The sequence below is a fragment of the Gordonia sp. NPDC003950 genome (genome assembly GCF_053605205.1).
In genome coordinates this window covers 256,014-280,693 of the sequence record NZ_JBSGIT010000001.1, presented here as the reverse complement: position 1 = coordinate 280,693, position 24,680 = coordinate 256,014, and the positions used below count along the sequence as shown (strand labels likewise).

Genomic DNA, 24,680 nt, shown 5'->3' with positions numbered 1-24,680 from the left:
CCACCCGCGTCACCGACGGCTCATGCCGTCCGGCGGGGCATCGATCCGGCGTCGCCACAACCACGCCAACCCGATCTCGATCAGTCCGGCGACGGCGATCACCGGCTGGAGGAAGAAGAACACCTGCAGCAAGGCCAGTTGGATCACGATCCACACCAGCAGCGACGCCCCGGCGAGGAACCCGGCCAGGACGGCCGGGCGCGCGTCGACGACGACCACCACGATCACCAGCGCGGCCAGGGCCTGAGGTATCCCGATCAGCGTGATGAGCACCCAGCCGGGACCGATCCACGTGTCAAAGGGAGTGCGCTGCAACCATTCCCGCGGCATCCCCCAGCGGTCGTCGATGAGTGCGACACCGCCGGAGACCGCCTGGTAGGCGATGAAGGCCTCGACCACCGCCAGGACCCAGGCGGGCCAGGGCCGGAGGTGGGACTGCGCGGTTCGGGTGGTCACGACTCCATCGTGGGCAGCCGCGGGGGATCTACACGAGAGGCGAAAGCCTCGGACAGTGTGCGAACCCTGCTCAGCCGGCGGCGCTGAGGATCTCGCGCGGCTGCACCCAGCCGTCGGCCATCAGACGGAGCAGGAGCTGAGCCTTGTTGCCAATGGGGCGCCCGGCATCGTTGTACCTCTGTACCACACGGCGATAGTGTTCGCGCACAGTGCTTTCGGCAATGTGATGAGTGGCGGCGGTCGTGCTCATCGTCGCACCGAGAGCGTAGGTGGTCAGAATCTGACGTTCCCGTTCGGTCATGCGGATGGCGCCGGTGCGGGGCTGACGGTTTTCGGCAAGATCGGCGAGGAAGCCGGCGATCAGGGGCGCCGACCGTCCCGTGTCGGCGACATCGATACCGCGGGGATCGCCGATGCGGATGCCGATTCCGATGAGCGCGGCGTCCAGCAACCACGAGTGCTGACGAAGAGCGTCAACCTGCTGGGTTGATCGGACGAGCACGACGTCGATGGCGGCTGCCGGGTCGGGAGCCGCGGTCACGGGGGCGTCGGCGTGGACGAGGACGGCGGTGAAGCCGAGCCGTTCGACGTAGGCGCACAGGGCGGTGTCGGTGATGTCGCCTTCGGCGGCGACGGCAACGGTAAGTTGTCCACGATTTGATGTCACGCCATCAAGACTGTCGTCCGGAGATGCGTGAGTCACCATATCTTGCGACATGAAATCGGCGGAGTTGAGCATGAAACGGTTCTGACCCCTGCTAATCATGCGCGATTACGCACGATCGATCGTTGTGAGGCACAATTAGCGCATGAGCGAAGGTATGCGAGTGTTGATCGCCTCCCCGTTGGGCAAGGTGATCGCAGCGCCGCTGGCGACCGCGTTTCCCGACTGGACGGTTGTCGTGGCCACCGACGAGGCCGACTTCATTCACAACGTCGCCGGACGCGTGCGCTTCGATGTGGTCTCCGCCGATCTCGTGTGGAATCGGCCTGATACCGAGTGGTCCTTCGACGGGCTGGATGTCATCGAGGCGTTGCGAACCCATGATCGCCTGGCGCCGGTGCTGCTGGCCACACAGGGACACAGTATGGAGGAGGATCTGCTCGACGAGGCGCGTCAGCGACCGGAGGTCGTCGGCGTGGTCGCGAAGGCCGAGGGATTCGGAGTGTTTGCCGACGCACTGCGCGCCGCGGCGGTCGGACGCCGGATCGGTGACGGGCCGCCCGCCAACCGCCGTCCGAGTCTCTACGAGCTGTTCACCGGGCAGCGTGGCAACACCGCGGGACGTATGGCGGGCGCGATCGCGGCCGGGCACGTCACCGACAACGCCTCGTTGGCCAGAGTGGCCAAGGTGTCGCCGAACACCGCCAACAAAATCACCAGCCACTATCTCGGTCCGATGATCATCAAACGTGGCGAACACGACGAGGACCTCCCGATGACCCAGGCGTCGGTGTACCGGTGGTGCGGCGTGCACGCCCGCTATATGCGCAGTTGGTGCCGCCGCAACGGGCACGCCGACGTCCTGGAACCCTGACCCGACTCACGCGGCCACCGCCGTATCCACCGCGAAACGGTAACGCCCCGAGGGCAAGTCACCACCGCACACGATGGTCCGCGCCGCGAACGCACCCACCACCCCCGCCAGGGTGGCCGCCGTGCCCAATTGCGGCCACGAGCCAATGGTGCGACCGACCTGCGCCAATGCGTCGTGCACCCGCGGCGAGACATCGCGCCCGACGATGGCCCCGGCCAGCTTCACCCGGTTCGCCGGGTCCCGTAGGGTGTCCGGGTCCAGCTCGGTGATATCGCCCGCCGATCCGTGGAACGGCGGGTAGTCGGCGTCGAGGTCGTGACGTTCGACGTCGAGAATGACGTTGTCGCCGTCGTCGGTGACCATGATCAGTGGGAGCCGTGCGCGTGCGACGTGCCGCCGCATCTCGACCTTCATCGCCAGGTCGTCCATCTCCTCGATGACGATGTCCACGGGCCGGCCGTCGCGGCCACGCAGGAAGTCGGCGGCCGCCGCCGGGCGGAAGCCCTGATCCCACGACACCACCGACGCGTACGGATCCGTCTCGAGAACCCGCCGCGTCGCCAATGCCGCCTTGGCCATGCCGAGGTCGCACACCGACCCGGAGAGCCGGTTGAGGTTGGTCGGCCCCAACGTGTCCGGGTCGGCGAGGTGGAATCGCCGTGCGCCGGTGAGGGAGGCGACCCCGACGACCGAGGCTCCGACGCTCAACCCGGCGATCGCCAACCGCGCCGCCGACCAGGCCCGCTGCTCGTCCTCGGTGATGAGGACACTGTTGCGGGCGGTGCGTAGGCGATGGAAGAGGTCATCCACCGGCACCCGGACGACGGTGCGTCGCCACGGATAGACCGCATATCGGCTGTAGGTGTCGAGCTGATCGCCCGCGGGCACGCAATCACCACTGAACTGCGCGAGTGCGGTCAGTTCCGGCAGTGCGCTGACCCACGCATCCACCAACCGGTAACCCTCGTCGTCGAGCAGGGTGGCGATGCGCCGGCGGTCGCGGGTGGGGTGAAGGATCTCGATCATCATGCTGCCTTTCGGATGTAGACGTCCTTGGCACCCGAGCCGAAACCGGCCGAGTGGTAGTCGTGCAGGGACACGACGGGTCGGGCGGCGTCGCCCAATGATGCACTCAGTGTGCGGTATTCGGAGTTGGTGCGCACCAGCGACGCCTGGCTGCGTGCGGTGAACAGCTCTGCGATCCGCGCGTTGCCGGTGACACCACGAGCCAGTTCCACCCGGATGTGCAGCGACTGGCGATGCTCCTCGTCGGAGAGGACCTCGACGAGAAACCGTCCGGTGAGGGCGTTCTCGAGATCCGGTTCCTCGAACGCCGGCCTGATGTTGTCCGGATAGATGTTCAGCGAGTGGAAGATTGCCGCGATGTCGGTGCGGCCCTGCAACACCAAAAAGCGCGAGCCGAGTTCGACGCGGTCGGCGAGTTCGGTGCGCCCGGAGGCACGGAGTAGTCGCCGAATGGTGATGTCGTCGAGCACCTTTCCGCGGTCGTTGATCCGGTAGCGGATCAACGGCATGGCCGAATCGACCGTGAACAGCAGATAACCCTCGGAATCGCATTCGGTGTAACGGTATTCAGGGTGATACCGCACGAACGTCGGCTGCGGTTCGTCGACGCTCACCCCGAACAGGGCCTGCGACAACGCATCGTCGTCGAACGCGGCCCGACGGATGGCCACCGAGGTCGGCGTCTCGTAACCCATCAGGCCGGCGTCGGCGGTGCCGTACTTGAGGCAGATCCGCTCCGGTTCGCCCTCGCGGCCGAGCAGAGCCAGGACGTGATCCCGCCACTTCTCGGTGATCGCCTCACCCGCGAGGAGGATCTTGACGTCCATGGTCCGCAGGTGTGCCGGGGTGTTGTCGAGCAGGTCCTTGATCAGCGGCGGATACCCGGCCAGGACCACCTGGTCGTAATGCGGGCCGAGGTCGGCGAGCGTGGCCACCGCCACCTCGATGTCGATGCCGGGGGTCGCGATGCTGATGTGGTGTCCGCGGTGGGCGAGTTCGAGTACGCCGGCCATCGTGTAGGTCCCGCCGATCCAGGTGCCCATCGCGAAGCAATTGATGAGCAACGTCGTCCGCGACTGGGAGGCGAAGGAAGCGGTGAAGATCCGGTCGTACATGGCGGCGCTCTGGTCGAGGGCGAGGGCGCCACGGCCGAACTGGGTGGGTACTCCGCTCGACGACCCGGAACTCGACGACCACACCGTCGCCTCGGTGAGCCGGCCGTCCCAGTAGCGCTCCGGCTGCGGGTAATGGGTGAGGTAGTTGTCCTTGGTCATCTCGGGCAGGCGTGTGAACGACGCGGCGTCGACCCGGTCGCAGGGGTCGACGCCGTTGCGGCGGAGGAAGTCGGCGTAGGCGGGGACGCGGCGGCGTGCGCGTTCGGTCACTGCCACCGCCAGGTCCAGGTCGCTGATGTTCATCACGGGGTCCTTCTCGTCGAGGGGGAATGGGTGTCGGGAGAGTGGTGCGCCGTCACGCCTTCGGGAAAGCCGGGGTGTTTCGGTGACCGTCACAGTGTGTGTCGCCGTGATCGCGAAAGCGAGCTCCGCGCAGGCAATTCGGCCAGTCACACGACCGGGGGAGAACTACCCGATATCGCCGATACGACGAAACATGTTGCGCAACAACATCTATTGTCGACCGGTGGAGTGTGGGGGAGAAGTCCCCATGGCCACGGAGTGTCGGATGGTCATGCTATCGATGGGCGGAATCACGTTGTGGCGGGGGAGAACTTCCCATCTCGGTGGTAGCCGCGCCGGAGGGGAGAAGTCCTCATCGAGGGGAATCATGTTGGGAGAGGGGAGAACTCCCCATGGCCCCCATTCTGGTGTCAGACCCTTGTGCTACACGCGCGCAATGGCGGTGCGTGAGGGGAGAACTCCCCATGCGCTGCAGCTGATCTCACACATGCAGCACCACCTTGCCCCCGGCATGTCCGCCGGACACCAGGGCCACGGCGTCGCGTGCCTGCTCGAGCGGGAACGTCGCCGCGATCGGAACCACGAGTTCGCCGTTGCCCGCAAGCCGGATCAGGCTGGAGCGCACGGTGTCGCGGAACTCGGCGCTCTCGGGCAGGCGTCCACCCAGGGCGACGAAACCCTCCGCCGCGGCGCGGGCGGGTGCGGCGACGGTGACGACGCGGGAACGGTCGGCGACCAGCGCCAGCGACGCCCCGACCGCCTCGTCGGTGCCGACTGCGTCGAGGGCGGCGTCGATCCGATGGCCGCCGAGCATGGTGCGCAGTCGGCCGAGCAGGTTGGGCCCGTACTCGACGGGGAGGCCGCCGAAGCGGCGGACCCGCTCGGCACTCGACGGACCGCAGGTACCGATGACCCGGATGCCACGCAGGCCGGCGAGTTGCAGGACGGCCATCCCCACCGCACCGGACGCGCCGTGCAGCAGGATCAGGTCGTCACGTTCGGCGCGCGCGGCACGCAGCAAGTCGGCGGCGGTGGTTCCGGCCAGCAGCAGACCCGCGGCCTCGTCGACGCCGAGGGTGGGCGGTCGCGCGAACACCTTCTCCGCGGGCACGGTGAGTGCGGTCGCGTATCCACCCCGCACCCGGAAGGCGAGGATCTCCTCACCCACCGCACACGGACCCGAGGCGATCGCGGTGTCCGTACCGACGGCAGCGATCCGTCCGGCCACCTCGTAACCGATCGGCAGCGGGAACTCCGTCGCCGCCATCGCGTGTTTGAGATCGGCGGGATTCACCCCGGCGGCGGCGACCTCGACGGTCACCTCGCCGACGCCCGGTGGGACCACCTCGGCGTCGACGAACGCGAGGTCGTCGAGTCCGTTCGGGCCGATCGCCACCCAGCGTCGCGCGTGCATCAGGTCTTGATGCCGTAACGATCGGTCATCGCCGCCAGCGAGGGGAACTTCTCACCGGAGGCCTGGAACCGCCACTTGCCGTTCTCGACGACCAGGGTGGCGTAGACGACGGCCGCGGCATCCCGATGCCCGGCACTGAGCGAGTACTCCGCGACGCTGCCGCAGGCGCTGTCGTCGACGGTGATGACGGCGTCGGCCACCTGGCCGAATCCGGCCAGCCCGTCGTAGACGGTCACCGCGATCACCACCGAGCGGGCCTGCGGTGGCAGCTCGGTGGTGTCGATGACGAGGGTCTCCGAGCGCACCCCGTCGGTGCCACCGGTCAGTCGGACGGCCTGCTCGGGGGAGGAGAGATTGTTGAAGAACACGAAGTAGTCATCGGAGATCACCTGCCCGTCACCACCGAGGACGAATGCGGTCAGGTCGAGGTCGAGCCGATCGTCGGCGGTGTGCTCGGCATCCCAGTCCAGGGCGGCGACGACCACGGCCAGGCGGTCGGGCGTTTTTGTCGGCATCGAAGTCCTCGTGGGGTCGCAGGGTCAGGGATGGTTGATCAGTGATCAGCCGCGGAACGGGTCGGGTGGGGGCGGTGTGTACGGCGAGGCGTAGTGACGGGATGGCGGCACCCACAGCAGCACCGTCGCCGCGACGCCGACCACCACGATGGCGATGGTGATCGGTCCACCGAGCAGCCCGAACAGCGAGAACGCCGCCAACACCAGGGCGGCGAATCGTGGCCACGACCTTGCGCTCCACGCCGCGTACGCGAACGCGAGATAGGTCGCGACGAACGCCAGTCCGAGGAGGGCGGCGAGCACGATGGCCCACGTCTGCCCGGTGTCGATCCAGTCGCCGGCCCAGGCGGTGGTGTCGGTGGGATCGGCGAGTGAGGCGGCGTCGACGGCACGGTCGACGCGGGCGATCGCGATCGACCCCGCCACCACCTGCACCACCACCAGAACGGCAGCCAGCACCAGGAGCGCGGTGGCCGCGACGACGGTCGGTGGACGGGTGAGTCGTGGCCGGACGGCGGGTGGCGACGCGGTGGGCGGCGGCTGCCCATAGGGATTGGCGGCGTAGGGATTGCCGGTAGCGGGATTGGCGGCGTAGGGATTGGGGTCGGCCGGATACGGCGGCGGTGCGAACGGATTGTGTCCGGCGGCACCCGGCTGCGGGGTGCTCGGCCACGGCGCACCCGGCTGCGGCATGCCGGACTGTGTGAAACCCTGCTGCGGCGCGGCCGGATACCCGGTGCCGCGGTGCTCGGGTGGCGGTTCGCCGAACGGGTTCGGGTACATCACTCACTCCTGCAGGACGTTGCGGTCGGCGAGCACCCAACGGATCGGATCCATGCAGCGGAACGGCGAGATCCCGTTGCGGTGCAGTCGTTCTCCCTCGGGGGACTCGCCGAGTGCGGACACCGCGAAGAACCGGTTGTGATACTGCTGACCGGTGACCGGATTGGTCATGTTCAGCAGCAACGGCCCGGCGTGCAGGCGTTGCAGCAGACTGCGCACCTCGGCGTCGAGCAACTGTCCGTCGACCTCGTCGTAGCGTCGGTTGACCAATCCCGGATCGCGGTTGAACGCCGCACCCGCATGTCCCATGACGCGACCCCACGCGCTTCGGCGCACATTCGACAGTGCTTGCAGCGCATCGAATTTCGACAGGATCACACCCAGTCTCGGATTGCCGCCGGAGATCAGGCGCATCACCACGCGCAGCACCTCGCGCGGATCACCACCGACCCGCGCGGTGTCCGGGATGAGGTCGCGGAGCTGATCGGAGACGTCCTCCACCCGCAGCGGATCGAAGAGGAACAGCACCGCGTCGGCGCGGGCGAAGAACTCCCACGCGCGTCCACCCACCTTGGCCTCCTCGAGGTCCTCGCCCGCGACGTCGCGGATCACCAGGAAGCGGTTGACGCCGTCCCACATGCCGAGGCTGAAGACGAGCGGGTGATGTGCCTGCGACGCGGCGCTCGGCGTGGCCTGCACGATGCCGCGTTCGACGAACAGTGGTGTCTCGTAGATGGATTCGTACCGCGAGGCGGTCAGTTCGTCGGCCGGGATGACCTCGTGGTTGAACCGCTCGGCGTACTGCTGCAACTGTTTGATGAGCACCGCGATGAACACGGTCTTGCCGGTGTAGCGGGCCCCGGCCATCGCGATGCAGGTCGCATCACCCCACCGCCACAGCGGCGGCAGCGTGTAATGGCAGGTGGGACAGACCTCGACGTGGACGGCCGGGTCGTAGCCGGCGGGGGCCCAGTCGGCGGCGCCACCCAGCGGGCGGTCGGCGCTGTGGATGACCCCGGTGGTGGTGTCCACACCGGCATAGGCCGACGCGGTCGGGTTGTGCGACACCGACTCCGGGGTCGCCTCCGTCCACGACACCCGGTCGTGGGGCAGCGGATTGAAGCAGCGCGGGCACTTGGTGCCGACGTATCCCGTCGTCATCGGCGTGCACCGACCAGTCCGGTCGGCGCCAGCAGCCCCGACACGATGGCGCTGAGCTGTTCGGTGTCGGCGGCCAGGGCGGCACGCGGGTCCTGACCGGCCGGCGGGGGCGGGAACAGTGCGCCGGTGAAACCGGCGCGGGTGACGGCCGAGTGCGCCGCGGACAGCACCAGTGTCGCCGTCGACGCCGAGGGCGATGTGGCTGCCGCCGCCGCGGTGGTGCCGTCGGTGACGACGATCGTCAGCGAGCGTGACGCGTCCGGCAGCGGGTGTGCCGGTTCGACGGGGGTGACGAAACCGTATCCACGGGCCGGGGGACGGGCCAGGAAGTCACCGAGCCGGGCCGGTTCGATGTCGGTGACGTCACCGCCGGCAAACGCACACGACACCGCCGCCCCTTCGCCGATCACCGCGGCGATTCCGGCGATGACCTCCCCGGATGCCGCCACCACACCGTCGGCGAACAGCCGTGCCATCGAGGCGGAGGTGTCGATGACGCAGCGCACGCTGTGGGTGTCGGTCTCGGCGATCTGATCGGCACGCAGCACCGCGCGGCACGCCACCCGCGCACTCGCGGCCAACGGCGGCAGCGGTGCGTCGGGGACCGCCAGACGTGTCCGCACGACCAGCGAATCCGCACCGCCCGGGGCGACCGTCGCCAGCTCGATGAAGCTCATCCCCGACACGTCGCGCGGCGTCAACTGGGCGACGTCGGCGGAGAGATCGTCGAGGTTGTCGGGGCCGAAGGACACATGCAGCACGGTGCCCGGATCGAATCGGGAGAGCCCGGTCTCGGGGACGGCGACGATGGTGACCTCACCGTCCACCCGCGGCAGGATCAGCAGACCACCGGACTGCTGGATGACGCGGGGTGCCTGCCCGTCGGCCGACCGGGCGGCCAGCCGGGCACTGAGCACCGAGCCACCCGCCGTGGCCATGCGGACCGCGAGGGGTCGCCGCGGCAGCGACGCCGAGGCCTTGCCGTCGAGCACGTAGGTGGTCATCTCATCGGTCCTCTCGGGTGAAGCGACCGATCATCGACCGGCCGGACGACGGATCGGAGTTGTTCAGGTGCAACGCTTTTGCCCAGTCCTTGGCGCGTGACTCGTACTCGTCGAAGAAATCCTGGGCATCGGCCGCGGTGCCGGTGGCCACGATCGGCCACGCCGCGTCGCGCAGTTCGATCGGGGTGGTCGGGCCCGGGTACCGGTTCTCCTCGAGCGCCCATTCCAGCAGCCGGTCCGACCATCGGGTGCCGTCGCGGTGGAGACGGTCGAGGATCACCGGTTCCGGTCGCAGGGAGTCGAATCGGGCGACGAACGATCGCGCGGCCACCCAGCCGAGATCGAGGAATCCGCGTTGGGCGACGATCCGCAGCGTCGATTCCAGGCCACCCGGCGACCGCGGCGGCTGATTGGTCAGGCGCGCGGTCACCGTGGGGTCGGTGGCGAACGACACCCGGCGCGACTGCGCGGCGACGATACCGGCGTAGAGCATGGTGACCAGATCCTCGGCGAGCCGATAGTCCCAGCCCGTCGGATCGGCGAGGCAGGCCGCCACCTCGTCGTCGAAAAGGGCCGGTGTCTGCGGCCACTGCCGCGGATCGCGCGCGGCCAGACGCAACCGCGACGCGGCCACCAACGCGCGCAACCCGGGATCGTCGTCCGCGTTCTGCCCGTGGGCCAGGTCGGCGAGCAGTCCCATGTCCGGCGGCTCGTAGAAGACCGCGGCATGCAGCATCGCCGGTGACGTCCGGTTCGGCTCCCGGGCGGCCCACGCCAGCATCGACGCGGCGTCGGGCCGATGCCGGGAGATCAGCGTGTCGGTGAGGTCGCGGCAGGCGGCGTCGTCGAGTTCCGGGTCCGACAGCGCGAATTCGACGGCCTCGGTCACCGCGGCGCGGCGTTGATCGGGGCTCATCGGTAGGGCGCTGCCCTGCAACGTCGACGCCACCGCGATCGGGTACAGCGTCAGGTCGGCGGCCGACGGGTTGGCCGGCGGCGGCAGCGGGGCGCCGCTCCCGTCGTCGTAGAACCACGCCCACGCCGGACCGTCGAACCGTTCCAGCACCTCCCGAGGCCACCGCAGCAACGCCGGGCGCAGCAGTTCGGCGCGGATGACCGGTGAGATCGCCTTGGTGTCTTGCAGATTGGCGGGTCGATGGCCGGACCACACGATCGAGATGTCGATCGCCTCCCATGCGCGGGTGAGGTCGGCGAGGACGCCGGTGAACCCCGCGTCGCGTCGACCCAGGCGATACAGGATCACGGTCAGGCGGATGATCAGGGCGGCGTGGCGTACCGGGTCGGACTCCGTCGACGCCACGAAGTGGCCGATCCGTTCGGAGATCACCTCGCGCAGTGCGCCCAGATCGACCGAGCCGACCGACGGAATGGTGTTGAGCGGCTGATTCTCCAGCCACTGCTGGTCATGCAGCACCGCGGTGAGGAACCGGGTGGCCGCGACCGCGGTGTCCTGCCGTTGCCGCACCAGACGCTGCAGCGGATGGAAGGTGTCGGCCGGAGTCAGCGGATGACGCGCATACGCACGTCCCAGAAGTTCACCGGCCCAAGCGATCTGCTCGACGCCGGCGGGTGCCTCGAAGGCGACGACGTGCAGGGCGTCGTCGTGGAACTCCGCCAACTGGGGATGTTCGGCGACGGCGACCGCCAGCGGCCAGGCGGGCACCATGGCGGGATCGGTGACGTCGGCGGCCACCCGATCACGCCGATCGAGGACGGCGAGCGCGACGTCGGGATCCTCGAGGATGCCCTCGACGAAGGACGACAGCGCCGACGCCTCCACCTCCCCTCGGGCGACCCGATGCGATTCGCCGGGCATGGCGAGCCCGGGGATCTCGGCGGCGTCGATGACGATGGCGCCGGGAAAGCGGGTGCGTTCGTCGACGCTGTCGGCGGGCACCGCGATCAGGTGATGCCCGCGATCGATGTCGATGGCCACCTGATCGGATCGGTCGTGGGTGGTCCAGGAGAGCCGGTGCGTCGCTGCCAGCGGCAGGAAGTGCGACACCGCCGCGATCCACGACGCGGACTCCTCATGCGAGCGGGTCAGCAGCACCACCGACGACGAGGTGGCCAGCGCCTCCACCACGGCGTCGAGCAACACCCGGAACACGCCCTGCCGGTCGGTGTGCAGGTCGGTGAGGAAGTCGATGGCCGCGCGGGCCGACATGGCCGGATTGGCCTGCGGCAGCTCGGCACCGGGCAGGGCGGCCGCGGCGACCTCGGCCGGACCATAGGGCCGCAACCAGTCCGGTGACCCCCACAGCGCGATCGGCCGATACGTCATGTCGGTGGGCGTGGCCCGGTCGACGGCCATGTGCGCGAACACATTTCCCGGTCGACCAGACGCATCCGGTCCCGCCGCGACGGTATGCCAGAAGGCGCCGAGCCCCTCCACCCGCCCGTAACTCAGCCGGGCCGGACGGGCGGCGATCTGCTCGGCGGTCGGGAAGTCGGGCAGGCGGGGTTCGAGATCGAAGCGGGTCACCACCCGCCCGACCAGCGCGTCGCGTTCGGTGTCGTCGAGATCGCCGGCGATCTGCTTGACCTGCCACCCGCCGCGTCCGGCACCGTCGTCGAAGGAGGTGTAGATCAGTTGCGCACTGCGCGATCGTGCGGGGGAGAACGGTTCGGTCATACCGGTTCTCCCGGCGGCAGTGGCGGCTGGAAGCGCATCAGCTGGGTCAGGGCCGGATCATGTACTGCCATCGCCGGTGTCACCTCGCCGGCCTCGTGGACGAACAGCCGGATGAAGGCATACGTGTCGCCGAGGTCGACGGTGTACTCGGTGGGGTGGGTGCCGTGCGGGATGCGCGGCAGGTCGCAGTGCGGCAGTGACTGCCCCCGATGGTGGAACTGCAGGATCTGTCCGTCCCGCGAATCCAGCGGCAGCCGTTGCGGATTGGCGACCAGCACCAGTGCCGGAGGGTTGGCGATCTCGGTGTAGGACCGCATCACCAGACGCAGCACGCGCGACATCGGATTCGGGGTGGCGACCGCGTCGAACCAGTAGAACACCCGCGCCAGCCCCGGATAGTCCAGGGTGGCGATCTCCCCGCGGATCTGTTCACCCCTCGAATAGGCCACGGGCACAAGGCATACCGTACAACCGTTGCCGGGCAGCGCCTGCGGCAGGATGATGGCGCCGTCACGCCGATGGGTGGACGCGGTCACCTCGGCGAAGCTCTGCGGCTGCGCGCAGATCTGTTCCGGGGGCAGCGTTTTCGGCCCGACGAAGACCTGCACCGCGGCGGCGCCGACCGGCCACCCGAAGGTGATGAGTTCGGTGTTGAACCGCTCGACGATCCGCGGCTCGATCACCGCGGGCAGCGGGCGTGTCTGCACCTGGGTGGTGCCGATCCGGACCCGGCCGTTGAAGGTGGTCACCGGCGTGAGATAGGCCCGTTCCCAGGTGGGTGGCCACAACACCCCGGTGATCTGCGAGGTCTCGGGATCGAGTGCGGTCACCGGGTCCTTGATGCGGGTCTCCTCGGTGAATCCCTGCACGGTGATCGCGGATTCGTCGCGGTCCTCGTTCTCCAGGCCGGCCGGCGGCGGCGCGGGGAAACGGTGGATGCGGACCTGCTGCCCCTCCTTCGGGGTGGTCCACCGCAGATTGAACGTGCTGCCGGATTCGGCCATCTCGACCGCGAGGTCGGTGATCGGCACGAGATCCACCGACACCAGGATGTCCTTCTTGATGGCGCGGGACAGGCGCGCGGACTCGTTGACCATCACCTCGGCCTGCACCGAGTACAGGAATCGTTTGCCGCGCGGGACGGCGGCGTCGACGAACCCGGTCAGATTGGCCTGGTCGGTGAGGATCTGGTTGCTCGGACTGGCGGTCGGGGGTCCGCCGCCGTCGAGTGGGATCCGGAAGATCCGCACGCTGCGGGTGCCCGGGAACACCTCCCACTCGCCGATCACCCGTCCCGACTCCTCGGACAACCGCATCTTGTCGACCGGGCTGACCTCCTCGCCGCCGGCCCACTGAATCGGTTGCGCCGCACGGGCACTCGCCTCGTCGGCGCCGACGTGCACCCACACCTGATAGATGCGTACCGCGGAGCTGAGGAACCGGCCGTCGGTGTGCGACGGGGTGGTCGTGACGTCGAGCAGTTCGCCGGATTCGGGCTTGTAGGGAGCGACGTCATCGCTGGACACCACGCGATACAGGACCATCTCGCCGGCAGCGGCGGGCCAGTCGTCCCAGGTCAGCCGCACCGCGTCGCCGACCGGTGCCACGGTGATGCGACCCGGCTGGACGTCGGTCTCCGGGTAGTCATAGACCGCGAAATCGTCGTGTGACCAGGTGCGGCCCGGCGCCATCGGGGGTGGCGCCATCGGGGGCGGCGGCGCCGGGGTGACGGAGGGCGACGCGGCGTCCGCCGGGGGTGCGGTGCTCGCGGGCCGCGAACTCGGAGCCGGCTCCGGGGTGGGTGGGGTCGGGGTGCTCCACTCGGGTGTCGATGCCTGCGGCGGTGCGGGCGGCGCCGTCGTGGATGCCGGTGGCGTGGCCGCCGCGGCCGGCGCCTGCGAGGCCTCACCCTTGAACCCGGCGATCACCTGCGCGATCTCGAGGGCGAGTGCTCCGGCGGCCGGTCCGGTGAGCCGGCCCTGGATGCGGGCGGCATCGGTCCAGCCGAGTTCGGCGAGCTTGCGCAGGGTGACGTCGCGGATCGTGTCGGCACCCTCGACGCCGCGCGCGATCTGCTCAGTGCGCCATTCGAAGAGCAGGGCGGTGAGCCGGGCGAGCGGGTCGTCGGCGGCAGCACTGTCGGCATGGGCCCCACTCGCGGGCTCCGTGGCCGGGGTCGTCGGCGGCTCGTCGTCGGGCACATCGGGTGCCCGGCGCAACCGGTCGGGCAGATGCGCGACGGCGATCTGCGGGCGGACGCCGAGGGCGACCTGATCGAGGAGGTGCTGGATCGTCGGTGCCCACCCGGCCTCCACCGGGGTCAACGCCGCCGTCGACCAGCCCTGTGGGTCGCGGGAGATCTCCACCAGGCGGGACGGTCCGACGGTCGGGAATCGTTGCGCGACGGTCCAGTCCGACCACAGGCGCAGGACGTCGAGGTAATCCTCGGGAGTTGCCGGCGTCATCAGAACTCGAATCCTCGTCCGAGGTCGGGTGCGCGGTACTCCTGCGGCTCGGTGGCCGGTAGAGGTGCGGTGGTCCCGCCCGCGGCGCGGTCGGTGAAGTCCGGGGCGGTGGTGGTCTGCGGCGTCCATTCGGTGTCCACCCGGGCGCTGCGGTCGGCTGTGGTCACCAGATTGTCCACGGCGAAGGCGTCACTGAGTTGGGTTGCCGCACAGATGATGCCGAGGCCGTGCAGCCGGGGACGACGGTAGTCGGTGACGACCTTCGCCACCGACGACATGACGGCACCGTCGGTGAGCAGGGTGTCGGGGAACGAACCCTCGGGTGCGGTTTGCTGGTCGAGTCCGCCGAGGAATTCCCCGATGCTGGTCTCGGCGCCGCCCACCGGGGCGACGACCGCCAGGAGCCGCGGCACCAGACCACTCATCGGACCGGCCAGCCGCTCGAGGGCCTGACGCCACACGACGTCGGCACCCGAGGAGGTGACCGTGCCGGTGTACATCTCGCCGGAGAACTGATCGAGGCGAGACCCGGAGAAACGTCCCCGCTCCGACCACAGGACCGACGATCCGACGGTGGTGTCGCGTGCGCCGGGCTGCGGTGGTGCGGCCCGCAGGATGAGTTCCTCCCACGATCGGGTGAGCCAGCCAGGGTGGAAGAGGTCGCGTTTGAGGTAGCCGGCGGTGGTCCCGACCTCGGTGGCGGCCGGCCGGGCGACGCCGACCTGCGTCGACATCGGCATGCCGTTCGAGATGTGGAGCACTTCGGCGCTGCGGTGCATGTCCGGTCCCAGCGGCGCGGCCAGGAAGCTGCCGATGATGCGGCTCCACGACAGGAACTGCCCGTAGGCCTGGGACAGGCGGCGCAGATCCTGGAAGGCCGACAGCAGATTCTGGTGATCGACCTCGTATTCGGCGATCACCGACCGACGTTGATGCAGCAGGGCGAACAATCGTCGTTGGGTACTGATGAACGCCACGCCGAGGGCGAGCAGCAGCAACAGCAGGCTGCCGACGACGACGATCAGCGCGACCCACCAGACGACGATGTGATCGATCGCGAACCAGACGAACACTCCGGTCAGCAGGATCCAGATCACCGCGGCCACCTGGATCCAGCGGGCCAGGCCCAGGTTCTTCGAACCCGGGTCCGGCGGCAGCTGGGCGTTGCGCAGCTTCTCCAGCAACTGCTGGACCTCGGCGTAGCAGCCGCGGAAGGAGTCGGCGAGGGTATTGCCCACGGCCGCACCGAAACTGCGTTCGTGGTGCTGGCGCCACTCGTTGAGCGACGACAGCGTGGAGCCGGCCGCCAGCCCGTGGTTGGGGTCGCGTTGCAGGTCGGCGAGACGGAACTGCAGATCGTGGACGCCGAGGGCGTCGACGGCGTCGACCCCGTCGGTCTCCGCGGCCGCACCGATGACGCCCGGGATGTCGGTGAAACGTTCGGTGGGTCCGGGCATGACGGCGGCGGCCTCACGGATCACGCCGCGCGCCGCCCCCACCTGCACCGGCGGCAGATCCGAGGAGCGGTTGCCCGCGTCGGCAAGGGTGAGAGCGGATTTCGCGTAGTCCTGCCACAGTCCGGACAGGTCGGTGCCGGCGTCGTGGACCGGTGCGGGCCCGGCCAGCAGGCCCCGCAGGTGATCCGACGCGGCGCCGATGTCGGCCCAGCCGGCGTGTTGTCCGTTGGCGCGGCGACCCCGCACCACCACCTCGTAGGCGGCCGGTGCCTGGGTGAACACCGCCTGCTGGACGCCGATCGCCACCCGGCTCGCCACGCCGCCGGCGATCTTGTTGTACCAGGACGACGGCGCCAGTCGCAGTGACGCCCACAGGAATCCGAAGAACATCTTGATCGCCGCCCAGGGGCCGGTGACCTCCACCGACTGCGCCTGATAGCTCAGCCGGGGTCCGCGCAGCACCGCACCGTACTTGTGCCACAGGGCCGAGGCCATCGTGGTGCCGGCCAGACCGGTGTCCTGCAGGTACACCACCTGGGCCCGTTGATCACTCGGCAGCGGCAGGTGCCCGTCCTGGCTGAGCAGCTCGGTGCGCAGGGTGTTCTCGATGTCGGCGGTCTCGAGTTTGCGGTAGTACGAGCGTGCCAGTCGCACCACCTGGCCGGGCAGGACCGGGGCGTCGTCGAGCGGGGTGTGTTCGATACCCGACCACAGTCCGGTCAGCCCGGCGACGGCCGGTCCGCAGAACCGTCCGAAGTCGGTCGCGGTGGGCTCGGCGGGAATCGGGACGCGGCCGAATCCCGGTGCGCGGGAATCCTCCGGTGAGATCACCACGTTGTGCCAGCCCTCGACGGCCAGCGCCGACAGCGGACCGTCGATGCCCTCGGAGCCGGTGAGTAACGCCCGGATCCGGATGATCGTGGTGGCGCCGGTCGCCGACGCCAGCGTCGAGCCGACACTCAGTTCGGCGCCGATCGACAGGCGTGGCGCGTCGTCGGCGACCGGGACGATCGAGCAGATCCGCAGGGCCGTGATGCGGCGGTTGGTGACGAGTTCGGTCAGCGCGACGTCGCGGGCGGCACCGGCGGCCACCAGCATCACCGCCTGCGGCGGATGCTCGGCGACCGGGTCGGTGATCCAGGCGAACTCGTCGACGAGGCCGGCCGCCGACAGGTCGGTGAGTGCGGCGAGCACACCGTCGGCGGGGCCGCTCGGTGCAACGAACACGGTCAGTGTGGCCATCAGAAAACACTCCCCGAACCCGATCCGAAGTCCATATGTGGTGGTGTCCAATCGTCTTCGCGTACCGACGCCGGTGTCTGCGGTCCCGGCGTGGACACCGGGCGTGCGGCGGCGGCCGCCGCGGCCGGCACCAGATCCAGCAATTGGCTTGCCGCCCAATACACATCGGCGGCGAGGTCGCGGAAGAACGGGGTCTTCGACGCCTGCGCCCGGACGGTGATCATCGAGAACACACCGCCGCCGGGTGCCGGCGGATGTCCGTCGACCGCCCCGTCGCCGGGCTTCATGAAGTGGGTGCCGACGAACTGCCGGTAATCGGTGAGGTAGGCGGTGAGCCGTTCGGCGCGGGCGTCGACGGAGGTCTCGGGGCCGGTGTCGGCGATCACCGACGCGACGCCGGTGCCGGCATCCCCGGTGCGCAGCCAGTCGATCATGTGCAGGCGACCGGCCAGCTGATCCTGCTCGAGCCCGGATGTCGTGTTCTGCTGGGCACCGTCGTAGATGCGCCGCAATGCCCGATACGGATGCATCGAACTCATCGCCGGTGGCTGGTGACTGTTGGCGATCGCCAGCAGTACCGACTCGAGGATGGCCGGCAGCCAGTCGTAGTCGGCGAGGAATTCCGACGGTGGCGTGAGCAGTTGCGCCGGGAACGGCAGCCACCGCTTGGTCTCGTCGTCCCAGACGCGGGCACCCTGCGTGTACGGCGCGTCGGGGACGCTGACGTAGCCGAGGCTGCGGCCGAGGATCCAGCCGCCGACCATCGCACGGCGTTCGTCGATGTGCATCGGCAGGCTCGCGGCGAGGGGGCGGGCACGGCGGTAGGTCCAGAAGGCCTTGCGTTCGGCGGCCGAGGCCTCCAACCACTGCCGTGACGCCGGTTCGATCACCGAGTCATAGGCCAGCGGAGAGTAATTGGGGTATGACCCGAAGATGTCGATGCGTTTGATGTTCGCCTCGTCCGACAGCGCGTTGGTGAAGGCGCCGACGCTGTTCTTGTCGACCCGCATCTGCTGATTCAGCGAGGTCGAGAGGTCGTCGGCGACGGCGAGACTGTGGAAGGGCACCGCGGAGAACTTGTAGCGGTACATCATCTCCGAGACCCCGTGAATGGCCTGCATCGCATTCTCGTTGACGCTGGCCAGCGGCCGCGCCAGGCTCACCGCCTCGCCGAAGCGAAGCAGCAGATCCCTACGGCGCGAGGCCAATTCGGATTCGGCGACCTGCAGATCCCCGCTGGTGCGTCCGGTCACATACTCGCGCAACGACACCGAGCAGAACCGGTCGAAGGCCTCACCCGGGCGTGCGATGAATTCGCGCGCCCGGGAGAGCAATTCGGCCGGACGGAGATGGACGTCGAAGGCGGCGGGGGAGGCGATGAGGGTTTCGCCGCTCTCCGGGTGCCGCGGGAACGCCCGCGAGACCCACGCCGCGGTGCGTTCCACCGTCGGTTGCCGTTCACCGGGTGGGCGGGTCCCGCCGACCGTCGGCCACGATCCGGTGATGACGTGTCCGGCGGCGCGGGCGACGGCGAGCCGGAACGAGTGGGGGTCGGCGGTGGCCGCTCCCACCGAGCTGGGCAGGTCGATCTCATAGCGCTGCTTGAACTCTCCGGACCGGGTGAGCATCACCTCGTTGTCGGCCTCGGAGAAGCGGGCGGCCACGCGCTCGTCGGAATCGGCGGGCCAGGCGGCGTACTCGGTGGTCTGCAGATGCGCCAGGCCGGTCTCGCGCCGCGGGGCGGCGGCCGCCTGACGCAGCAGGGTCTGCGCCTCGTTGAGCGCGGTGAGCAGCGGATCGAAGATCTCGCCGACGATGGCTCCGGCCGCGTTGGAGATCTGGTAGGCCAGCATCGCGTAGATCTGACGTTCCACCTGGGGACGCAACCCGCTGAAGACCTGCTCGCTGACCGCGGCGGTGTTGGCCAGGGTTCCCTTGAGCGAGGCCAGGGTTCGCGTCGCCTCCGGTCCGGGTTCGACGACGTCGCCGGGGGCGTACCCGGAAAGCTGCCCGGCCTCGGGCAGGATGATGTCGCTCATCAGGCGGGCGACCCGCTTGACCAGGCCGGTCGCGTAGGGCAGGCCGATCTGCGCGAGGGCGTCGGTGGTCACCTGCTGCAGGGCACCCGCGAAGTACTGATGCCAGCTGTAGGCCACCGCGTAGGCGGTGTTGCCGGCCTCGCCCTTGATGGATTCGCGTTGTTCGCCGAGCACCCGGTACACCGAGGCGGCCCACTGATCGCCGTTGACACCGGGGCTCTGATCGATCCGTGGGCGCACCGTCTTGTTGATGATGCCGGTGGCGTGCGCACCGACCTGCTGGGCGGGCAGCACCGTCGAGCCGAGCCACTGCCCGACCGGTTCGGTGCCGGGCAGGCCCAGACGCCGGCAGATGTTCTCCCACTGGTTGTCCAGGATCGAGTTGACCTGCTCCTCGTCGGAGGCGTCGTTACCGGGTTGCAGATGCCCGTGCAGCAGTTTGTCGGCGCTGGCCCGGGCCACCCGCTGCGCGGCGTACTCGGCGTAGCGGTCACGTCCCATGCTCAGGCTCGCGTAACCGAAAGTGCCCCACGGGATGTTGTTCCACTGCCGGTTACCCCAGCCGAGGAACTCCAGCGATCCCTGGTCACCGACGCCGTTGGTGAGGTCCCATTCGACGAACTGCTGCAGGGCCGGACCCGACAGGGTCAGACCGGCGAGCCCGCGTCCGAGGCCGCGGTAGACGGCGTTGGGGGTGCCGTCGCCGAAGACGGTGCGTTGCGCGCCGACGTAGCGGCCCACCGGGAAGACCCGCGCGAACGGGATGCGCTCGCCCTGGCCACGTTCGTAACCGAGTGCACGTAGCAGCGCAACATCGGATTCGCGGGCCGAACCCGTCTGCGCGGCAACGATTTCGCCGAGCATGGCCAGGGCGTTGGCGCGGGTGCCGGTGACCGCGGAGGCCGGCAGCGATTCGAAGATGTCCGGGGTCACCATGAACACCGCCATCAGGCGCGGGTCGACGCCCTGTACGAGGGTGAGGATGCGGCAGATGTCGAGGGCCATCGACGCACCGGCGCCGCCGGCCATCGACGACACGACGAGCACCAGCGGTTGATCGTCGGGGCTGTAGGCCCCGGCCCCCGGGATCGACAGCGACCGCATCTCGCTGTCGGTGGAGTTGAGATAGAGAGTGTCCCAAGCCTTTTGGAGGGCATCACGGACCTGTCCGACGCGGCTGAGGGTGATCATCCGGCCGAGCGCGCGGTACTGGCCGGCGCCGGTGGACAGCGGCGTGTACACCGATTCGGGGTCGCGGGGTGCCCAGGTGGCGATGGTGTCGATCGCCTGGTTGGTGGCCAGTCGTTGGGTGAGTGCGTTGTCGAGGACCTTGTAGCTGTCGCTTTCGGGTCCGGTGCCGACGTAGGTGCCGCCCTGGTCGCGGACACTGCCGACGCCCTCCACCGACGACGGTGACGTCGGCACGTCGAGGTGGACGAACTGCCAGCCGGCGGGGAGGCGGCTGATCCCGTGACCGGCGAGGTCGGAGCGCAGCTGGTCCATCATGTAGGCCAGCGCCGCGCCGCCGGAACCGCCGCATCCGACGATCAACAGTCGCTTCATGTGAGTGGTGTCCTTACCTCGGTGACAAACGGTTCAGGGGACAACGATCAGGGGGATGCTCAGGGTTGGAACGGGTTGCCGGGGCGGCCGGTTCCGGACGGCCCCGGTCCGAACGGACCCGACGGTCCCTGTTGCGGTGGGCCCGCCGAGCCGGGACCGAAGGGATTGTTCGGTGCCGGATGCCCCTGCCCCGGATATGCCTGGCCCGGCGGTCGCGGCGCGGCCTGCGTCGGTGGCGCATAACCCGGTCCGGCCTGAGTCGGCGGGGCGTAACCCTGCCCCGGCGGCTGAGCACCGCCCGACGCGCCGAACGGGTTGCCCTGGGTGGGTCCGCCGCCCGGGGGAGCTCCGCCACCACCGAACGGGTTGACGTCGGGACCCGAACTCGGTGGCGGGGCGTCGTCGCCGAGTCGTTCGAGGGCCTTGGCCCGCAGGCGCGGCAGCACCGTCGGCACCGACTCGTTGACCTCACGGACCAGCTGATCGATGCGACTGCGGTCGGCGTCCCCGCCGACGAGCATGACGAGGGTCGCCGACTGCTCCGGACCCCGCGGATCGTGCAGTATGAACCACGAATTGTGGACCGCGAGAGGCAGTCTCGCGTCCGGGGTCTTGCCCCACCACTGGGCGGCCTTGCCCGCGGCGCCGGCCATCCCGGGTGCGGACGCGGTGACGAATCCGGCGCCGAACGGCGACTTGCCGATCCGGGTGCGCAGCACCACGCCCCCGAGGTCGATCCGGCGGGCCGGTCCGTCGAGTCCGGGGACGAGCCGCACGAAGTCGGTGTCGCCGACCGCGAACGGGGCCCCGTTCTCCCGGACCACGGTGGTGCCGTTGAGGCGGATGCGGAACTGCTCGGCGCGCAACGCATGTCCGGGGATCCGCGCGGTGAACCACTTGGCCAGATAGAGCAGCAGCAGCGGGATCAGCGGCCCGAGAATGAGGGCGATGACGAGCGTGACGATGAAGTTGGTGGTGTTCAACGGTTTCTGCAGTGCCACCGTGAACGGCACCTCCACCGGGAGCGGTTCACCCGAGCCGTCCTTGGGGGCGACCATCACGATCACCGTGCCGTTGGCGGTGCCGTTGACGGCGTTCGGCGCGGTCAGGGTCAGATCCAGGTTGCCGGTCTGGCCCTCGTCGACCTTCACGCACGCGTCCTGCGCGGACGCGTTCGCGCCCACGGTGAGGGTGCCGGCGTCGTCCGGGGTGGCCAGGAACTTCGGCGGCTGGGAGGCATTAAGCCACACGCATCCGGGTCCGGTGATCGACAGTGCCGCGGTGCCGCTGCCGGCCCCGGTGATGGTGCCGAAGTCGACGCGGCCGGCGATGGTCGGGTAGCCGACCGGCGGGCTGATCACCACGGGCAGGTCCACCGTCGACGGCGACAGTTCGGTGCCGGGCACGGTGCGTCCGGTGGAGTCCCGCGCCGACGCGGTGGTGACGGCCAGGGTCATCCGCAGGGTGGCCCGCCCGGGGTCGACACCGTCAAGGTTCAGGCGCTGCGGTGCGGTGATCTTGTCCTTGCCGACGTTGGCCGCGATCGGGATCTCCTTGCCCGATGCGGTGACCAGTGTCGTCGTCAGAGCGGCGGTGCCGGGCAGGCCGGCGGCGTCGACGGGATTGCCGGCGGTGTTCTGGATGGCGAAGGACATCGGGATGTCGGTGTCACCGGAGTGCAGGGTGGTGGTGTCCTCGCCGGTCCACACCGGGCGCAGATCGCCGGTGATGTGGATGCTCGAGCGGGTGCGGGCGGCCTCGTCGCTGTCGGCGAGGAAGACCAGGGCCCACACGCCGGTCCACAGTTGCGCCGACGAGTTCGACATCTGGATCGACACCGACTTGTCGGACGGGAACCGGTAGTCGATCTTCACCCCGCCCTGCGTGACGCTGTTCGGCGACGACGGCTGCATACGGATCTCGCTGCCGTTCGGCGCGATCAGCACCGGCACCAGACCTGACCGGTCGGCGGCGGCGAGGATGCTCACCGAACCGACCGCACTGTCGAGGACGAAGCGGTGTTTTGCCTGTTCACAGACCCGCACCACACACGCGCCGGTCTCCTGGGTGAGCGGTGGCTGGCCGGGCGTGGACAGGTTGTCGAAGGCGAACAGCAGGTCGTCGATGTTGGACGCGGGATAGAAATCACCGGGCACCGGTTCGCGGATGTCACCGCAGGGTCCGGTCGAGGTGGGTTCACCGGTGGCGATCGACTTCAGCAGGTCGAAGTTCGGTTGCTGTCCCTCGTTGGCCGACAGCCCGATCGCGATCGTGACGATGCCTGACGACCGGAGCTGATCGGCGAGGCCGCCGGAGCGGCAGATGCTCTGCTGGGCCGATGCGATCATCGCGGTGCGGTCGGCCTCGGTGTCCAGTGACTGTCCCGGCGCGTAGGGTTTGGTGACGCCGGACCGCGGGGTGAAGTCGAGCTCACCGTCGGTGAACCAGGCGATCATCTGGCAGCCCTGCACGTTCGCGTCGGCGGGCCGCTTCTGCGCGAGGGTCTGCCGGGCGCCGTCGAGGGCGAGCCAGTAGTCGGTGTCCTGCCCGTTGTTCGCGTTGCCCAACTGGTCGATGGCCGAGTTGACGGTGCCGACGGACGAGCCCTGAAGCTTCGTCCAGCCGAGGTAGTTGTGGTAGCTGTCGGAGAATCCGGATACGGCGATGTCGAGGTTGGCGTCGGTCGACGTCGCGAAGTCGGCCAGTTGTTCGGTGAGGTATTTCGCGGCGGTGACGCGGGCGGCCTGCGGGTCGGTCTGCTGCAGACTGCGCGACTCGTCGATGAGCAGCAGCACCTGTCCGGAATGCTGCGCGGCGAGACACGCACCGAAGCGGTTGACGCCGGCGTTGGCGTCGTCGGCGGGTGCCGCATTCGCCATGGACGGCGCGAACATCGAGGTCAGCAGCCAGGCCACCAGCACGACGATCGGGACAGTGCGGAGACGACGGCGGCGGGTGGCCGCGGTCGAGACAGTTGCGTTCACCGGCGACCCATCCAGAATGCGAATCCGAGCGCTCCGACGATGACGCCGGCCGCGACGAGCACCATCACCACGGCGTAGGCGGCGGTGATCCAGCCGGGGCGCAGGTAGATCGGTTCGGCGCGGCGAGCGGTGTCCTTGGCGATGAAGACGGCGACGACGCCGATCGCGACCGGGCCGGCCAACAGCCAGCCGATGCCGGCGATCCAGCTGCCCCAGAACACCGCGCCGACCACGATGCCGACGGCGGCGATCACGCCCGCGACGATCAGCAGAACCGTCGGTGGGCCGGCCGGCGCGGTGGAGGACGGCGTCGACGGGGCGATCGGTGCTCCCCCGGGGAGACCACCACCGCCGGCAGCGGGACCGAAGGGGGACTGACCACCGCTGGTCGGGGCCTGCCCGCCGTAGGGTGACGGGCCGCCGAACGGCGCGGCACCGCGGCCACTGGGGGGCGGCGCGCCCGGACCGCCGGGAGGGGGCCCGAACGGATTGGGGGGAGTCGACACAGCACGAATGCTGTCACACAACACCGACAATGTGCTCAGGCCGCCGCAACTTTTCCTTTGAATGGGCTACCGAGGTTGGTGGCCTGCGGGTATGGCCGGCGACGGGGCAGGGACGACTGAGAGTCGAGCGCCTCGTCAGTCCCCGACGCCACACCCGCGGAGGATGCGTTCGAGCGCATCACGCTCGGCTGCGGTGAGTGGATCGGCGCGCCACCGGGCCGGATCGTGTTCACCGACAGCGTGTTCACCGGCGGCCTCGACAGGGTCGATAGGTGATGGGGCTCAAAGAGCCGCCGCGCGCCGCGACCGGACTCTGGGGGCGTGTCTCCCATTGCCCTTTGCGGGTCTTGGCGGCTCGATTGCCCCCTGGCTGCGTTGTCGTCGGTCACAATAGCTCCGCTATTGCTCCCTCCTCCGCCTTGCCAGAGACCAATCGATTCCGCCAATCCCTCG

Annotated in this window: 16 protein-coding genes; 1 reads left to right on the top strand and 15 read right to left on the bottom strand. The window is 69.3% G+C overall.

Annotation, left to right across the window (positions count from 1 at the left end; genetic code table 11):
* Window positions 1–9 precede the first annotated feature (9 nt).
* On the bottom strand, window positions 10–456 hold the full coding sequence (locus tag ACWETB_RS01345) for a hypothetical protein (RefSeq protein WP_452208757.1): 447 nt from the start codon (window positions 454–456) through the stop codon (window positions 10–12).
* 70 nt (window positions 457–526) lie between these two features.
* Window positions 527–1,123 (bottom strand): LuxR C-terminal-related transcriptional regulator, encoded by a 597-nt coding sequence (locus tag ACWETB_RS01340; RefSeq protein WP_452208755.1) that lies wholly within the window; start codon window positions 1,121–1,123, stop codon window positions 527–529.
* A gap of 142 nt (window positions 1,124–1,265) precedes the next feature.
* Here ACWETB_RS01340 and ACWETB_RS01335 point away from each other — a divergent pair, with 142 nt between their 5' ends.
* Entirely contained in the window at window positions 1,266–1,994 is a 729-nt protein-coding gene (locus tag ACWETB_RS01335) for an MSMEG_1198 family transcriptional regulator (protein ID WP_449743431.1), read from the top strand.
* Between the two features lie 6 nt (window positions 1,995–2,000).
* On the opposite strand, the gene ACWETB_RS01330 is transcribed toward ACWETB_RS01335, so the two are convergent.
* From ACWETB_RS01330 to ACWETB_RS01270, 13 genes are all read right to left on the bottom strand, one after another.
* Window positions 2,001–3,023, bottom strand: coding sequence for a ThiF family adenylyltransferase (locus tag ACWETB_RS01330; protein WP_452208753.1), 1,023 nt, complete (start codon window positions 3,021–3,023; stop codon window positions 2,001–2,003).
* Window positions 3,020–4,438, bottom strand: coding sequence for a phenylacetate--CoA ligase family protein (locus ACWETB_RS01325; RefSeq protein WP_452208751.1), 1,419 nt, complete (start codon window positions 4,436–4,438; stop codon window positions 3,020–3,022). The genes ACWETB_RS01330 and ACWETB_RS01325 overlap by 4 nt, the downstream gene beginning before the upstream one ends.
* A gap of 481 nt (window positions 4,439–4,919) precedes the next feature.
* Window positions 4,920–5,852, bottom strand: a complete 933-nt coding sequence (locus ACWETB_RS01320) for a zinc-binding dehydrogenase (protein ID WP_452208749.1) — start codon at window positions 5,850–5,852, stop codon at window positions 4,920–4,922.
* Window positions 5,852–6,367 carry a TerD family protein gene (locus ACWETB_RS01315; RefSeq protein ID WP_348810019.1) on the bottom strand — a complete coding sequence of 172 codons (516 nt, stop codon included), beginning with the start codon at window positions 6,365–6,367 and terminating at the stop codon, window positions 5,852–5,854. Before ACWETB_RS01315 ends, ACWETB_RS01320 begins: the two co-directional genes overlap by 1 nt.
* A gap of 45 nt (window positions 6,368–6,412) precedes the next feature.
* Window positions 6,413–7,150: a hypothetical protein gene (locus ACWETB_RS01310; RefSeq protein WP_348806923.1), complete on the bottom strand. Its 738-nt coding sequence runs from the start codon at window positions 7,148–7,150 to the stop codon at window positions 6,413–6,415.
* A 3-nt stretch (window positions 7,151–7,153) separates the two neighbouring features.
* Window positions 7,154–8,311, bottom strand: a complete 1,158-nt coding sequence (locus tag ACWETB_RS01305) for a TRAFAC clade GTPase domain-containing protein (protein WP_348806924.1) — start codon at window positions 8,309–8,311, stop codon at window positions 7,154–7,156.
* On the bottom strand, window positions 8,308–9,315 hold the full coding sequence (locus tag ACWETB_RS01300) for a vWA domain-containing protein (protein WP_348806925.1): 1,008 nt from the start codon (window positions 9,313–9,315) through the stop codon (window positions 8,308–8,310). Before ACWETB_RS01300 ends, ACWETB_RS01305 begins: the two co-directional genes overlap by 4 nt.
* Before the next feature lies 1 nt (window position 9,316).
* A complete protein-coding gene (locus ACWETB_RS01295) occupies window positions 9,317–11,971 on the bottom strand; it encodes a GAP1-N2 domain-containing protein (RefSeq protein ID WP_348806926.1) in 2,655 nt (884 codons plus the stop codon).
* Entirely contained in the window at window positions 11,968–14,436 is a 2,469-nt protein-coding gene (locus tag ACWETB_RS01290) for a hypothetical protein (protein WP_348806927.1), read from the bottom strand. Before ACWETB_RS01290 ends, ACWETB_RS01295 begins: the two co-directional genes overlap by 4 nt.
* A complete protein-coding gene (locus tag ACWETB_RS01285) occupies window positions 14,436–17,135 on the bottom strand; it encodes a hypothetical protein (protein ID WP_348806928.1) in 2,700 nt (899 codons plus the stop codon). Before ACWETB_RS01285 ends, ACWETB_RS01290 begins: the two co-directional genes overlap by 1 nt.
* On the bottom strand, window positions 17,135–20,737 hold the full coding sequence (locus ACWETB_RS01280) for a tubulin-like doman-containing protein (protein WP_452208746.1): 3,603 nt from the start codon (window positions 20,735–20,737) through the stop codon (window positions 17,135–17,137). Before ACWETB_RS01280 ends, ACWETB_RS01285 begins: the two co-directional genes overlap by 1 nt.
* A gap of 59 nt (window positions 20,738–20,796) precedes the next feature.
* On the bottom strand, window positions 20,797–23,721 hold the full coding sequence (locus ACWETB_RS01275) for a VWA domain-containing protein (protein ID WP_452208744.1): 2,925 nt from the start codon (window positions 23,719–23,721) through the stop codon (window positions 20,797–20,799).
* The gene (locus ACWETB_RS01270; RefSeq protein WP_348806931.1) at window positions 23,718–24,227 is read right to left on the bottom strand and encodes a hypothetical protein; all 510 of its coding nucleotides are present in this window, start codon (window positions 24,225–24,227) and stop codon (window positions 23,718–23,720) included. Before ACWETB_RS01270 ends, ACWETB_RS01275 begins: the two co-directional genes overlap by 4 nt.
* Window positions 24,228–24,680: the final 453 nt, after the last annotated feature.

What these genes read in the sequence shown, in the direction of transcription:
- ACWETB_RS01335 (WP_449743431.1), top strand. Translation starts at nt 1,266, where the DNA reads ATGAGCGAAGGTATGCGAGTGTTGATCGCCTCCCCGTTGGGCAAGGTG.
- ACWETB_RS01330 (WP_452208753.1), bottom strand. Translation starts at nt 3,023, where the DNA reads ATGATGATCGAGATCCTTCACCCCACCCGCGACCGCCGGCGCATCGCC.
- ACWETB_RS01325 (WP_452208751.1), bottom strand. Translation starts at nt 4,438, where the DNA reads ATGAACATCAGCGACCTGGACCTGGCGGTGGCAGTGACCGAACGCGCA.
- ACWETB_RS01320 (WP_452208749.1), bottom strand. Translation starts at nt 5,852, where the DNA reads ATGCACGCGCGACGCTGGGTGGCGATCGGCCCGAACGGACTCGACGAC.
- ACWETB_RS01315 (WP_348810019.1), bottom strand. Translation starts at nt 6,367, where the DNA reads ATGCCGACAAAAACGCCCGACCGCCTGGCCGTGGTCGTCGCCGCCCTG.
- ACWETB_RS01310 (WP_348806923.1), bottom strand. Translation starts at nt 7,150, where the DNA reads ATGTACCCGAACCCGTTCGGCGAACCGCCACCCGAGCACCGCGGCACC.
- ACWETB_RS01305 (WP_348806924.1), bottom strand. Translation starts at nt 8,311, where the DNA reads ATGACGACGGGATACGTCGGCACCAAGTGCCCGCGCTGCTTCAATCCG.
- ACWETB_RS01300 (WP_348806925.1), bottom strand. Translation starts at nt 9,315, where the DNA reads ATGACCACCTACGTGCTCGACGGCAAGGCCTCGGCGTCGCTGCCGCGG.
- ACWETB_RS01295 (WP_348806926.1), bottom strand. Translation starts at nt 11,971, where the DNA reads ATGACCGAACCGTTCTCCCCCGCACGATCGCGCAGTGCGCAACTGATC.
- ACWETB_RS01290 (WP_348806927.1), bottom strand. Translation starts at nt 14,436, where the DNA reads ATGACGCCGGCAACTCCCGAGGATTACCTCGACGTCCTGCGCCTGTGG.
- ACWETB_RS01285 (WP_348806928.1), bottom strand. Translation starts at nt 17,135, where the DNA reads ATGGCCACACTGACCGTGTTCGTTGCACCGAGCGGCCCCGCCGACGGT.
- ACWETB_RS01280 (WP_452208746.1), bottom strand. Translation starts at nt 20,737, where the DNA reads ATGAAGCGACTGTTGATCGTCGGATGCGGCGGTTCCGGCGGCGCGGCG.